The sequence below is a fragment of the Bacillus sp. BC05(2025) genome (assembly GCF_056725905.1).
On the sequence record NZ_JBWYRA010000002.1, the window covers coordinates 77,274 to 91,198 of the forward strand.

The window sequence follows — 13,925 nt, forward strand, 5'->3', positions numbered from 1 at the left end:
ATTCCCCCTTATCCTCGGCCGATTTCTAAATCTTTATCAAGCATTTTTTTATTCGCATTTAATACACTTGTATTTGCTTCGTACATTTTTTGGGCAACCATTACATTCGTCATTTCAGCAGTCACATCAATATTTGGATAACGTACATATCCTTCTTCATTTGCATGCGGATGTGTTGGATCATACACTAAGTTTTCAGTTTTATCTGCTTCAATACTTTTTATTTTCACTCCGTTAGTCGGTGCACTGTCTAACATATTGGCAAAACTATTATTTGATTCAAGTACTACACTACGGCGCTCATATAAATCTGCCCCCGGAGCCGCCGTTGTATTTGCATTTACAATATTGTTAGAAGTAACTTCCATCCACTTTCTCGCTGTCGTTAGCCCTGAGCCACTTGCATTAATTGCCTGAAACATCATTGTCTCTCCTTCTACTATTAACGTCCGCGTGCCGCTTGGTTAATTGCATATTGTGTATTAATCGCGTTAATTGAAATACCGTATAACTGATTTGCTTTCATTAAATCTAGCATTTCTGTCGTTACATCCACACTATTTCCATCTTTATTCGTTTGCATTGATTTTGTTTGAATCTTTGCATATGTATTTTTCGTATTTACTGTCGGTAAATGCATTTCATTCGTTTGATATAAATTTGGATTACTGTTTAAATCTGCAGCATTGTTCTTATATAATGCACTACTTTTATTCATTTGCTCAGCAAATGTTACATCTTGTGCTTTATAGCCGGGTGTATTCGCATTTGCAATATTACTAGAAACAGTATTTCGTTTTGTCACTAAATAATTCATATAATGGCCTACATCACTCACTAAATCTGGCATATTCCACACCCTTTCTTTTCTAATTTCATGATTCCACTGATGGAAGTTTCATTTCATTATTTATTTTCTTATATGTGTTTATTAAAATATTAACAATCATGTACCCTTACATATTTTATTCCATTTTTCCATTGTTGTCTTTAGAAAAATATAAAAATATAAAAAAGAATACAAAAAAACTGTATACACATAATAATCTATGCAACATTTCAATATATAATCGACAAACTAAAGTTCATTTTTATATTATTTAGATTACTAATTTTTTCATTACAGCCATAAAATGACACCTCAATCAGTGGAAGTCTTTATTTAAACAAAGGAATGGATCCCCTCTTAAAAGGGGAACCCGTTTCTAAACTCTATCATTAAAATTTACCGTAAAATGAATTAGCTTTCATGCGCCCATCATTTGTCACAATCATTTCTTCTAAAATCTTTTGCTTATCTCGAATATGCTGTGCCGCCTTAATAATAAATGGACTTACTTCCGCTGCAACTTGCGCACGCGTTTCCTCATCCAATGTCATCATCCAGCGATTTAACATTTCACTCTTCTCAGCAAACTCTCCATCCGACACTTGCAATTCACCGATTTCATTAAAACAGCCGACAAACGTCCGATAAATATCATTGTTCATTTTCAAGTGCTCCGCGGTAACCGTCTATTAAATCTTGTAACACTTTCACAATCGTATCAATGTCTTTTGCTTCACGTGTTACTTTCATCGTTTGAATTTGAATGCTAATCCAATCATATAAGCCATATAAACTATCATATAAATCTTTCGTAATTTCAGGATTTAATTGAAGCTTCAATTCTTCAAAAATACGTTCTAACTTTTCAAGAAGTGCATCTCCTTCTTGTAGTTTAAAAGCATGTAAAAGTTCTTCTAAATTACGAAATTCTACAATGCATCTTTCATAAATAAAAATTGTATTTTTAATTGGATTACTCGTCATAATATCATTTTGCATATAACGTTGCCATGCTTGCATACAATCACTTCCTTACCTTTCATTAATCATCACTTTTTTGTTTTGTCATTGCTTTAATTGTTTTTAATTGGCTATCTAGGGCTGCTAATGTACTTTCTAGCTTTTGATATTTCTTCACAATTTCATCTTGTTTTTGTTTATTTTGCATATCAATATCGCTAATTTTTCTATCTAAATCACTTACACGCGAATCTATACTCTTTACTCGTTCCCCAACGACACCTTTATCACCGAAAAGCTTTTCAAGCGGGGCTTCCATCATTTTTCCTAAGCCATTTGAGCTAAAGAAAAACTGTTTAGCTGTATCTGGCTTTTCTTTTAATGCCTTTGTTAGAGTTTCATCATCGACTTCTAATGTCCCATCCTGCTTTATTTGGATACCAAAAGTAAATAAATAATTATCATCTTGAGAAAATGTTACAACACTATTCATTACTTGACGTATACTTTGCATAATTACTTGTCCCTGGAAGGCTCCATCTTTTCCAGCAAAAAGATCTACTGTAGAAACCGCTTTATTATAATCTGCCACCATTTTTTTAATAAGGTTGGATGCGTCTGTTACGTTTGAATCACTTACTGTAAATTTTAAATCTATTCCTTTTGTTTCTGTACCAGTTCCACCGTCCGATACCTTCGATTCAGTTACTTTTAATAACTCCACTTTTACACCAGGGAGTGTTTCAATTGTATTACTAGCACTTTCTCCTTCAATGCCATTAATACTGTATATTGCATCCTGTGCCTCATTAACGACGTTCATCGCTTTACCATCCACTGTAGATAAGCCCATTTTTTGGAACAAATCAGATTTTTCACTTGTAAACTTAATTTCGCCTCCCATTCCCTCTTTTTTAGCAGACATAAATACTTTGCCACCAAGCGTATATGCAGAAACACCATAATCACCATCATTAATTTTATTAATTAAGTCCTTATAAGTCATATCCGTTGTTACTTTAAGTGGTTTCCCGTTAATTTCCAGCGTTTCTTCTGCAGGTAATTTTTCATCAATTTTAATATCATTTGAAGCAATTTGATGACGTTGCGCAAGTTGCTTAATTGTCATATTGAATGTTCCTGAAATTGCTCCGCCATCAGCTATTACATTAATATAGCCGTCCTGTGTTGTTGTAACTTTTTTTTCATTCCCTTTAAATAACGCTAAGTCTTTAAATGTTTGTGTAAAAGAACTAAATTCTTTTTTTAAACTTGTGTATAATTGTTTATCTTGTGTAAGTTGTTGTTTTTCCGTTGTATACGGTGTTTTTTTCATATTTAATGCTTGCAATTCTAATTCTACGAGATTAGAAGTATCAATCATATTATTTCCGAGGTTCCAAATTTGTTGTCTACCGCCAATACCTGTTAATGTTCCTGCCATGTTGTATCACTCCTTATTCGTTTACATATAATCTAAAATGCTCGTTTTACTCATCGTACTAACTGCTTTAAGCGTTGCTTCATACGTTGCATTTATATATGCTAAGTCAGAAATTGCGACCGCTAAATCGACATCTTCAATTTCTTTACGGTTTTCTTGAAGCGCTAGGTTTTGCTCGCTTAAAATTGTTTTAAATGTCTCCATTGTGTTCATTGTTGAGCCAACTTCAGTTGTACGGTTAATGATGCCATCTAAGTTTTTCTTATTTTCTCCTAATAACGGTTGTAATGCTTTTTGGTCACCATTTTGCATCGCTTCGCTCATCTGTTTTAACGTTTTTATAACCGGTGATAATAACGCTTCTCCGTTACGGAACGCTTTGAATTCATAACCGTCATTGAGTTGCCAGTTCACATCATTTTGTCCACCTTGATATGTACCATCTTCTGTAAATGGTGGCTTCTCTGCACTATCACCACCGAAAATATAACGGCCTTGCTCTTTCGTATTCGCTAAATATACAACTTGTTTTAAAATTTGATCAATCTCTGCACCGATTGCTTTCAGTTCTTTTTCACCATTTTGCTCACTTAATGCTTGTACTGTTAATTGATCTGCTCTTGTTAGAGATTTCAAAACACCTTGTAAAGTATTTTCAGTTTGTGTTAATACATTTTTCGAATCCGCTATATCTTTTTGCATTTGTTCAATATTCGCCAAAGAATGTTGAATTGCAAATGATTTACTTGCTGCAAGTGGATCTTCACTCATAAGAAGGTTTTTCTTCCCTGAAGTTACTTGATTTCGATGGTATTGTTGTTGCACATTCAAATCCATTAACTGATTCTTTGCCCAGCTTGCATTTTGAAATGTAGATACTCTCATTTTTATCTCCTCCTTATATATTTCCAATCAATTACTATCATTTATCGAATAATCGAAAACAAACTATCAAACACTTCATTCATCGTAGTAATTGCTTTAGAGTTTGCAACGAAATATTTTTGGAAGGCCATTAAATTAACCATTTCCTCTTCCATATTAACGCCTTCGACACCCATCTTTTCTTCCTGAATCCCCTCTAATAAATCCCCATGAATTTTTTGATATGCATTCACTGCACTTTTATCAGATGCAATACCAACTACGAATTGGTCTAATGCTTGTTTATAAGAAAGACCTTCTTTATAATCTCCATCTGTAATCGCTGCTAGTTTATTTGCTGTTTCAGCTGATATTTTCATTTTCGAAACATCTTTTGCAAATTCCGGGTTTAATTTCATATCTTTCGCTTGATCTCCAACGAAGAACTCTTTCCCCATTACTGTGTTCACTTCATTCTTTACAGAACCCATTAATTCTTCAAGGTTTTTCTTATAACTAGCAATCTTTGCTTTCGTATCGATTGCTGATTGGATCGCTCCACTAGCTAAGGGAATTTCCGAACCATAAATCTCAACTGACATTGGTTCTTTTTCTTTATTTAATTGAAGTGGATATGTATCTTGTCCATTTACTGTTAAAACACCATTCATTCTAACACTCGCGATATTAGGATTCATAGATTCATAAGACACTTCTATATTTGCATACTTAGACATTTCTGTAATGATACGATCACGTTCATCTAAAAGCTGATTTGGTACTTGTGTACCTGCTTGTCCAATTTTTTTATTCGCTTCCGCTAAACTAGCAGCAAGACGATTAAATTCATTGACATGCGCTCCAATATCTTCTGTCGTTTGTGCTTCTGCTGTATCTAAGCTTTTCGCCAGACGATTTACTTGACTTGTAAACTTCCCAGTTTCAGAAATTAATGTATCGTAGTAATTTGGTTGTTCTGGATTCTTTGCAACTTCACGAAAAGCATTAAAGAAGCCATCCATTAAACTAGATAATGAATTCTTTCCTGTCGTTCCAGCCATAGACTCTACACGTGATAAAGTCGAATTCATGTAGTTGTAGTAAGAGAGTTGAGATAATTGATCGTTAAACTGTTTCGTCTTCACTTCATCTGTAATACGATCAACGCCTAACGTTTGTACACCGTAACCTATTTTTTGTTCCGGTGAATAGCCATGACTTGCTCCAGCCGATCCGTAATTCACCATTTGACGCACATAACCAGGCGTATGAATGTTTGATAAATTTTGTTTCGTCGCTTGTAATCCCATTTGTGCCGCTAACAAACCCGATAGCGGCGTATTATAATCAGATAGTCTCATAATATTTCACTTCCCCTTTACAATAGTTCGTTCATAAAGATTTGTGAATTATTGTTTCGTTCTAAATTATATTCAGAAACGGAATCCACAATACTTTCTGTAGTTTTTAATAGTACGTTTAAGTAATATTGATTTTTCAAAAGAATCATTTTTACATTCTCTTCTAATTTAGCTACATTTTTTTGTAATTCTTCCATTTTTTCAATTTCTTCGTTAGAAAAATGCGAAAATAATGCACTTACGCGAAACGGTTCAATTCCCTTTTCTTTACAAAACTGAACAACCATTTCTTCAAACGAGCTTGATAACTTTTTTAAACCATCAATGTACTGCAATTGCTCTACTTGTAACTTTTGAACTGCATTTACATTTTTATGTTTTAAATTCTCATATATTTGTTTTCCAAGCGTTTGAATGTTTTCATATGCTTTTTGAATAATAACGAGCTTTTCATATAATTGTATGTACATATAGCTTCCTTCCCTTTTACAAGACTAAATTTACAATTAAACCGTGGATTTCTCCAATCTGATTTAACATTTCTAAATGTCCCGTTTTCGTATTAATTAAATTCATAACATCTTCTAACTCATTTAATCCCATTTCCGCCTGTTTCACAATCGTCATTTTCTGTGAATATCCGTAACGCGGATGACGAGACATGACATCTTTATATTGCAATACATTATCTACGTAAAAATTCAAAAATGATTTTACTGTATTTTTGTATTCCATTACGTTATCAAGCGTTAATTCCATTTCAATTTTCTCTTTAATTTCTCCAATGTTATCGACAAATGCTTCCATTTGTTCTAGCAATTTATCTTTTTTCGGATCTGCATGCAAATTATCCGAAAATGCAAGTCCTGTCCTGACATTTGCTTCTTTCGGCATTTGAGTAGCAGGCGGTATATGCGATAAAATTGGATTATGCGAGATCGAACGCAGCATATATATCACCTATTTATTTATTTTTTTATTTCTTCCTAAACTTAATCGTAAAATCCAGTTATTTATAATTATACTCTGAACACTAACATTTTGCAGTTATTTTTTATAAAAGATATGTTACAATTTAGCATGAGGTGGCACAAATCTATGAATATTTTTCTTTGTGGTTCAAATCAATTAACAGCATTAGATCAGGAAGAAATAAAAAAATTTTTAACTGACTATGCTCACAAACATAAAATTTACATATTATGTTATAAATCTATCGAAAATGAGATTCTTCGTTTTTTCATCGAAAACGAAAGACTCGCTCAAAATTTATGCCTTTACACGCTACAGCCGTTACAAGCATTAACAGATGAATTCCAAGAGGTCGTTGATTACTTAAAAAAACACGGAGCCGAGTATGTCGCTTTTGATCATCCTTCCGACTCCATTTACCGATCAGATTATATGTTTTTTGTAAAACAAATAATCGAAGATACCGATTTAGTTCTCTGTTTTTATAATGGGGACAAGCATACATCTGTCATTCCCGTTGACGTTGCAAAAGAAGCAGGAATTGATGCTGTTATTTATGATTTACCAGGTTTACATGAAAAACAAATGAAAAAAAACTTTGAACAAAAAATCCGTATGATGTAAAGGGGGAGGCACAATATCGTTATTGTGCCTATTATAAATATGATAATTGAACAAGATTATGATCATTTTATCGCGAGTTTTAAACAACAATTCAATATGGATATCGCTTCATATAAACAAGATAGAATGCGTCGTAGAATCGATGCTTTTATTTCGAGAAAGGGCTTTGTGAACTACACTAGTTTTCTAAGCAATTTACGTACCGATCAAAATTTATTTTTAAGTTTTATCGACTATATTACAATTAACGTTTCAGAGTTTTTTAGAAATAAAGAACGTTGGCAAACGCTAGAGACGAAAGCACTACCAAAATTACTAGCACAAAATAACGGAAAATTAAAAGTATGGAGTGCCGCTTGCGCTGCCGGTGAAGAACCATATACACTCTCTTTAATTTTATCGAAACATTTAGCTCCATTTCGTTTTGAAATACAAGCAACAGATCTTGATTTTCACATTTTAGAAACTGCAAAACGCGGTCAATATACAGAACGTTCTTTAAAAGAATTACCTACTGATTTAAAAGAGCGTCATTTCACAAAAGAGAATGATATATATTCATTACATCAAAGCATTAAGCAAAACGTGACATTCAAGCAGCATGACCTGTTAATGCAGTCGTTCGATACAAATTACGATTTAATCATTTGTCGCAACGTAATGATATACTTTACTGAAGAAGCAAGGGTAAAACTTTATGAAAAGTTTAGTCGTGCTTTACGAAAAGGCGGCGTATTATTTGTTGGTAGTACTGAACAAATTTTAACACCTGAACGTTATAATCTTCAGCGCTTCGATACATTCTTCTACGAAAAAATATAAAAGAGGTCGTCACAACGTAAAGTGACGACCTTTTTATATAACTCGAATTAAAATAATAGCAACAATCCATACAAAGAGAAAAAGAAACGTCATAGACCATTTATGTTCTTGCATCGTATGTTTCAAAGCCTGTGATAATTGTGTCATATTCATTTCTGCAAGTGCTCTCCATACGCTTACATCCCGCTCTTTAGCAGTGCGATCTGTAACGCTAATTAAAATGGTTTCGTTAGACAATTTCGTTATGTAAGCAGTAATAACTGTTACCATTAAATTTATATTTCCTTCTGAAGAATCACTTTCCACGCTAGAGAGGAGTGCACTTACATCTAATAATGGAATATGTATCTTTCTACCAAATGATAGTTGTACTTCTGCGAAATCATACGTTCCATCTAACAAAGAAAGTTCTTTTATATGCGCCTGTTTCACAAGCCCTTGCAAGCTTCTCATTACCTGTTCAAATATTTTTTCTGTTTGCTTTCCTTCTTCAGATAACGTATGTAACTTTTTAAAGAGTTGTAATACTGTATCCATCTCTTTAGAAAGCATTTCCTTCATAACCTTTCCATCACCTAAACTCGCAAGTAAAATCCCTATTTCATTATTCTTCGAAATAATCTTAGACTGTCCAGTAAACACTAGATCGCTATGCTTGCGTTCTTTCTGGATTTCATGTTCCGAAATAGCTGCAGGCTGTTTTAATGGTTGTAGCGTCTTATTTTCAATTGTCGTACGTTTAATCTCCATCTAAGCGCCTCCACTACTATAAAATTATTAGCCCCATTCTTTATTACTTTTTAAAACTAAAAACAATACGAATAAACCAGACATAATAGCAAATACATTAGAAGCTTGTATTCCTTGGTCACTTTTCGCTTCTTTCTTCTCTTCCGGCTCTTCTTTTTTCTCTTTCTTTTTCGAAATGACTTGATTGTTATTATCTTTATCTTTTTGAGCCTTCGTTTTATTTACTTCCTTGTTGTCTGTGAGAGGCTCTTTTATAACATAGGTAATTTTTTCTTTCTCTTTCAATGGTTCTTTTATAAGATCTTTTACTTTCTCTTCTTTTTTTGGAAGTTGAACAACTGGTGGTTTTTCTTCCTGAAGCGGGATTTCTACTTTCAAGTCTTCCTGCTTCTCAGTTTCTTTCTTATCTTCTAATTTATCCTCTAATTTATCTTCATTCTCTCGTTCTTCTACCTTTTTATCCTCTTCTTGTTTTTGCTCCAAAACAGAAACGATATACTCGCTTTCCTCAACCAGTTTATTGCCGGCCGCATCCACTATCTCTACAAGTAATTCGTATGAGCCAATTGGCAACGCATCCGTTATTTCAAGTACTTTTTGCCAATCCATATCTCGCTTATTGTAATCTAATAAAAATGTAATCTCTTTATTTTCTTTTCCTTTTAATGTAACACGAACTTCTTTCACAACCGATTCCACGTCCGCCGCCTTCACTCTTACACGTATAGAATCGCCTTGTTTTCGTTCGATTACGTTCTCCTTCGCCTCGTCGATAGTAACCTTATGCAACTTCGGCATCTCTTTATCTATTGTTGGCATTTCATTATTTATACGAATGAGCGGGACCTTCACTTCATTTTCTACGAGCTCTTCTTTTTCATTTTCTTTGTAACTTTGAACGAGCTGAAGGTTCCAATCACCTTGCAAATCAAAAGTCTCGACCTTGTAGTTAGCAATCCATCGCTTCGTTTTCTCTTCATACTTAAACGATAGCACTCTTTCTTGTTCATACTGATTGCCATTTTTGGGCAAGCACAAAATACCTTTTATACTTTGAACATTTTTCTCTTTCGGCTCTACAATAACCAGCACTTCTTCGCCAACTTTTAATTCCGGCTTATTTACTGTAATAATCCCTTGATCCGTCTCTATCTTTTTTTGGGTCTCTTGTTCATTTTTTGCTTCTTGTTGTTCCTCTTTACCTTGATTCACTTCCACTTGCTCTGGCTGCTCTTGAACTTCTTTGTTTTCTTCTTGCACATTGATTTCATTTAATTTTTGATCTGGCTCAAGTTGTTCTTCCGCCTGACTTTGCAAGGGGAAGAACAGACACACATGTATGAATAACCAGCTCATTAGAAAAAACTTTACGTTTTTCATCTACTAGCTCAAACTCCTATTTCAACGACTTATAGCGATTTCGTTACTTTTACTCCGAAAAATCCATCTACATTTACAAGTTCACCATACGCCACCAATACATCATTTACATAAATACGAATTGGTTCGTCAATATCTTCATCTAGCACAACCGCTTCATTCTCTTGTAAACTTAAAATATCTTGAATTGTTTTCACTGTGCTTCCAAATACAAACTTAACATTCATTTCCACATTTTGCAAAATGGATGTGTCCATGTATACTGGTTCCATTTGTTTTACTTCTTTAAATTCAATAGGTTGCACAACAGGTTCTACAACTTTTTCTTCTTCAATTTCTTCCGTAACAATCTCTTCTTCCTCTTCCACCATTGGATATAGAAGTCTTCTTACCATTTCTTTCGCTTCTGAAATCGGTAAAATTTGATACATTTTTGATTGAAGCAGGTCGCCAATTTCAAGGTTGAACGTAATTTGAACGAGTTCGTCCACTTCCATTGACTCTCCCAAATATTCCATTTCTTCTTTTAAGGTTACGAATTTAACATTTGGTGGTGTCATGTCCATTTTTTCTTGGAACATTTCTGACATCGCCGTCGCAGCATGCCCCATCATTTGGTTCATAATCTCTTTAATACCGCTCAGTTCTAATTCACTAAGTTCTTTCTCTGAATCAACTTCCCCTGTTCCCATCATCATTAAATCTACCATTGTTAAAGCGACATCTTTCGTAAATACGAATACATTCTCATTCTTTAGTCCTTCAACAAAATCAACATTTAAAATAACAAACGGGACTGGTACTCCGTCATAATGACGAACATTGATTGCTTCTACATTTGGTGTACTAATTGAAACTGGCTGATTTAAAAGCGTTGACAATACTGTTGAAGCGGAACCAATTGAAATATTTGCAATTTCACCAAGGACATCCTTCTCTTCTTGTGTTAAATGTTCTTTTTCAACTTGTTCTTCTACAATCTCAGTTTCCACTACTTCTGCTGGCTCGTCTTGCTCTTCTACGTCACCAGATAATTGCATTAATTTATTTACCATTTGTTTCGCATGTTCAACTGAAACAATTTGCACAAGTTTAGAATTCACAAGATTATCTATCTTTAAATCAAACGATACTTTAACAATCGTATGATTCCCATCGATTTCAGAGATTTTCTCCATTTCTTCTGATAACTTTACAACTTTAATTGTCGGCGGAGACATATCTACTGTATCTTGGAAGAATTCAGACATAGATGTAGCTGCGAACCCCATCATTTGATTCATCGCTTCTTGTACAGCACTTAGCTCTAATTCACCAAGTTCTTTTCCGTCCTCCACTTCACCTGTTCCCATCATCATTAAATCAGCAATGGATAATGCAACATCTTGCTTAAGGACAAGAAGGTTTTCCATATCTAATCCTTTTGTAAAATGAATGTTTAGTACAACGTGTGGAACTTCGACGTCGCTTGAATCATATAAATCTACCAATTCGATGCGAGGAGCAGTAATGCTTACTTGCCTATTTAAGATTGTTGATAATACAGTCGAAGCTGAACCAAATGATATATTTGCAATTTCGCCAAGAATATCGCATTCTTGAGGCGTTAAATGCTCATTTTCTTTTTCTAGCACAATTGTGCTCGTATCCCCTTTTGTGTGTTGCTCAGGCATTTTCTCTGCCTCCTCATTTCTGTTTTTCTATCAAATGATATAAACTCTCATTTTCTTTTAACAAACTTATTATATAAAACATTAATATGTATTTATTCCCATTTTTAGATTAGTAACGATTAACCAAAAAGCTCCCCAATTGTATACAAGTGGGGAGCTTTCCTTCATTCCTATTATAAACCTTCTGGGTTTAAAATGAGGACCACTCGTCCATCACCGAGAATTGTCGCACCAGAGAAATAATTAGAACTCTCTGCAAAGAAGTCACCTAATGACTTTAAGACTATTTCTCTTTGACCGATAATTGTGTTTACAATAAGTCCATAGCTGCGATGTGTATTACGAACAATTAACACAGGAACCATTTGACCATCATATGACGCAAACGCCTCATCTGCTGTCTTCTCACCAAATACCGTACTTAAATGCTTCACTTCAATAATTTGATTACGATAATTTAACACATCTTTTCCTTGTATGGATTGGATGTCTTCTCTCTTGATTCGAATTGCTTCAACAATATTACCAAGAGGTAAAGCATAACGTTTATCATTCGTTTGAACAAGCATAGATTGTATAATAGACAACGTTAATGGAAGTTCAATTCTAAATGTACTGCCTTTACCTTCTTCAGAATCAATAATTAAATGTCCACCTAAACTATGGATTGTATGTTTCACTACATCTAATCCAACGCCACGCCCAGAAAGGTCTGATACAACTTCAGCTGTACTAAATCCTGGTTGGAAGATCAAATCAAATATTTCACGGTCTGTTAATTTATTTGCCTCAGATTCTGTTACAACACCATTTTTAATCGCTTTTTCTAATACTTTCCCTTTATGAATTCCATTTCCATCATCCGTAATTTGAATTACGACATGATTTCCACTATGGAACGCTTCTAATTTAATCGTACCTGTCTCATTTTTACCTGCATCACGACGTTGTTCAACAGTTTCAACCCCATGATCAATTGCATTACGAATTAAATGAACAAGCGGATCACCGATTTCATCAATAACAATTTTATCGACTTCAGTATCTTCACCTGTAATTTGTAAATCGATTTTTTTCCCTAAATCTTTCGCTAACATACGTACCATACGCGGGAAACGATTAAAGACTGTTTCAATCGGCACCATACGCATGTTTAGAAGTACATTTTGAATATCTTTTGAAATATCGCCTAATCGATTTAAATGCTCAATTAATTCCTTATTTTGAATTGCTTGCGCCAATTCATCTATACGACCACGCTCAATTACACTTTCTTCAAACATGTTCATTAATCTTTCAATTTTTTCTAATTGAACACGTATGGAACGATTTTCCACTTTACCATTTTTCGTTTTTGCAGTGCTTTTAGCTGGTGTAGCATTAGCAGATTGTTTAGATACCTCTTTAGTTGACTCCACATGCTTAGCCACTTGTATAACTTCTTGTACGACTTCTTGTGTAGCCAATACTTCCGAAACTACTTCTTTTGATGTATGTCCTTGCTTCACTTCTACTTTCTCAATTTCAGAAACATGAAGCACTACTTGTTTTAATTCTTCTTCACTTTGATCAGTATCCATAAATACTGTGAACTCGAACCCGAAAGCATCTGCTTCAATTTCTTCAATACTTGGAACTGTTTTTTGTACATTACCTACATTTTGCAGTGCTTCAATACACATAATTGCACGTACTGCTTTTAGAATAGCTTGTTGCTCAACAGTTATATGCACTTCATGTGAAGTTGCATCATCGTTATTTATAGTTTCTTGTTCTATATGTTCTTCAGTAGGAATTTCTATATTGCCGTTCAATAGCGCTTCTAATTTCTGTTTCGTTGCAACTACATCAATATTGCCCATTCCACCTTGCTGCACATCTGCAACCATCTTCTCTAAATTATCAATGCACTCAAAAATCACATCAATAATCTCCGCATTTACAACTATATTCCCATGACGAATTTCATCTAAAACGTTTTCCATTTTATGCGTTAAATCCGCCATTTCCGTAAATTCCATACTCGCTGACATACCTTTAAATGTATGGGCTGAGCGGAATATTTCTCCCACAACATCCATATCAGTGGGATTTTGTTCTAAAGTTAGCACATTTTCATTTAGCGATTGTAAATGTTCTTCTGATTCCTCAAAAAATATATTTAATAGATCTGTTTGCATTTTAATCCCCTACCTGTCTAACAAACATTTCATTTATGTATAACAATTTAGTGTTTTAAAGCAAGA

At 34.1% G+C, this 13,925-nt stretch carries 15 protein-coding genes; 2 read left to right on the forward strand and 13 right to left on the reverse strand.

Features of this window, described 5'->3' with window-relative positions:
• Positions 1-8 precede the first annotated feature (8 nt).
• The 9 genes from flgC to ACZ76X_RS06250 all read right to left on the reverse strand — a co-directional run bounded on the left by flgC (position 9) and on the right by ACZ76X_RS06250 (position 6,409).
• A complete protein-coding gene (gene flgC / locus ACZ76X_RS06210; protein WP_263704006.1) occupies positions 9-422 on the reverse strand; it encodes a flagellar basal body rod protein FlgC in 414 nt (137 codons plus the stop codon).
• A gap of 20 nt (positions 423-442) precedes the next feature.
• The gene (gene flgB / locus ACZ76X_RS06215) at positions 443-859 is read right to left on the reverse strand and encodes a flagellar basal body rod protein FlgB (protein WP_412175350.1); all 417 of its coding nucleotides are present in this window, start codon (positions 857-859) and stop codon (positions 443-445) included.
• Between the two features lie 359 nt (positions 860-1,218).
• The gene (locus tag ACZ76X_RS06220) at positions 1,219-1,491 is read right to left on the reverse strand and encodes a flagellar biosynthesis protein FlgG (RefSeq protein WP_263704639.1); all 273 of its coding nucleotides are present in this window, start codon (positions 1,489-1,491) and stop codon (positions 1,219-1,221) included.
• Complete coding sequence (locus ACZ76X_RS06225; RefSeq protein WP_479849935.1) at positions 1,481-1,849, reverse strand: flagellar export chaperone FliS; 369 nt, start codon at positions 1,847-1,849, stop codon at positions 1,481-1,483. Before ACZ76X_RS06225 ends, ACZ76X_RS06220 begins: the two co-directional genes overlap by 11 nt.
• A 22-nt stretch (positions 1,850-1,871) precedes the next feature.
• A complete protein-coding gene (locus ACZ76X_RS06230; RefSeq protein WP_479849936.1) occupies positions 1,872-3,233 on the reverse strand; it encodes a flagellar hook-associated protein 2 in 1,362 nt (453 codons plus the stop codon).
• 21 nt (positions 3,234-3,254) lie between these two features.
• Positions 3,255-4,118 carry a flagellar hook-associated protein 3 gene (locus ACZ76X_RS06235; RefSeq protein ID WP_479849937.1) on the reverse strand — a complete coding sequence of 288 codons (864 nt, stop codon included), beginning with the start codon at positions 4,116-4,118 and terminating at the stop codon, positions 3,255-3,257.
• A 41-nt stretch (positions 4,119-4,159) separates the two neighbouring features.
• Positions 4,160-5,458: a flagellar hook-associated protein FlgK gene (gene flgK / locus ACZ76X_RS06240; RefSeq protein WP_479849938.1), complete on the reverse strand. Its 1,299-nt coding sequence runs from the start codon at positions 5,456-5,458 to the stop codon at positions 4,160-4,162.
• 17 nt (positions 5,459-5,475) lie between these two features.
• Complete coding sequence (locus ACZ76X_RS06245) at positions 5,476-5,928, reverse strand: hypothetical protein (RefSeq protein WP_479849939.1); 453 nt, start codon at positions 5,926-5,928, stop codon at positions 5,476-5,478.
• A 16-nt stretch (positions 5,929-5,944) separates the two neighbouring features.
• The gene (locus ACZ76X_RS06250; protein WP_000946323.1) at positions 5,945-6,409 is read right to left on the reverse strand and encodes a YaaR family protein; all 465 of its coding nucleotides are present in this window, start codon (positions 6,407-6,409) and stop codon (positions 5,945-5,947) included.
• Between the two features lie 147 nt (positions 6,410-6,556).
• Between ACZ76X_RS06250 and ACZ76X_RS06255 the strand changes: the two genes are divergently transcribed.
• Positions 6,557-7,054 (forward strand): hypothetical protein, encoded by a 498-nt coding sequence (locus tag ACZ76X_RS06255; protein WP_001020094.1) that lies wholly within the window; start codon positions 6,557-6,559, stop codon positions 7,052-7,054.
• 39 nt (positions 7,055-7,093) lie between these two features.
• Positions 7,094-7,876: a protein-glutamate O-methyltransferase CheR gene (gene cheR, locus ACZ76X_RS06260; protein WP_263704240.1), complete on the forward strand. Its 783-nt coding sequence runs from the start codon at positions 7,094-7,096 to the stop codon at positions 7,874-7,876.
• Positions 7,877-7,909: 33 nt separating this feature from the next.
• Here the strand turns inward: cheR and ACZ76X_RS06265 are convergent, their stop codons facing one another.
• The 4 genes from ACZ76X_RS06265 to ACZ76X_RS06280 all read right to left on the reverse strand — a co-directional run bounded on the left by ACZ76X_RS06265 (position 7,910) and on the right by ACZ76X_RS06280 (position 13,859).
• Entirely contained in the window at positions 7,910-8,626 is a 717-nt protein-coding gene (locus ACZ76X_RS06265; protein ID WP_479849940.1) for a hypothetical protein, read from the reverse strand.
• A gap of 27 nt (positions 8,627-8,653) precedes the next feature.
• Positions 8,654-10,006, reverse strand: coding sequence for a transglycosylase (locus ACZ76X_RS06270; protein WP_479849941.1), 1,353 nt, complete (start codon positions 10,004-10,006; stop codon positions 8,654-8,656).
• A 29-nt stretch (positions 10,007-10,035) separates the two neighbouring features.
• Entirely contained in the window at positions 10,036-11,679 is a 1,644-nt protein-coding gene (locus ACZ76X_RS06275) for a flagellar motor switch protein (RefSeq protein WP_479849942.1), read from the reverse strand.
• Between the two features lie 173 nt (positions 11,680-11,852).
• Positions 11,853-13,859 carry a chemotaxis protein CheW gene (locus ACZ76X_RS06280; RefSeq protein WP_479849943.1) on the reverse strand — a complete coding sequence of 669 codons (2,007 nt, stop codon included), beginning with the start codon at positions 13,857-13,859 and terminating at the stop codon, positions 11,853-11,855.
• Positions 13,860-13,925: the final 66 nt, after the last annotated feature.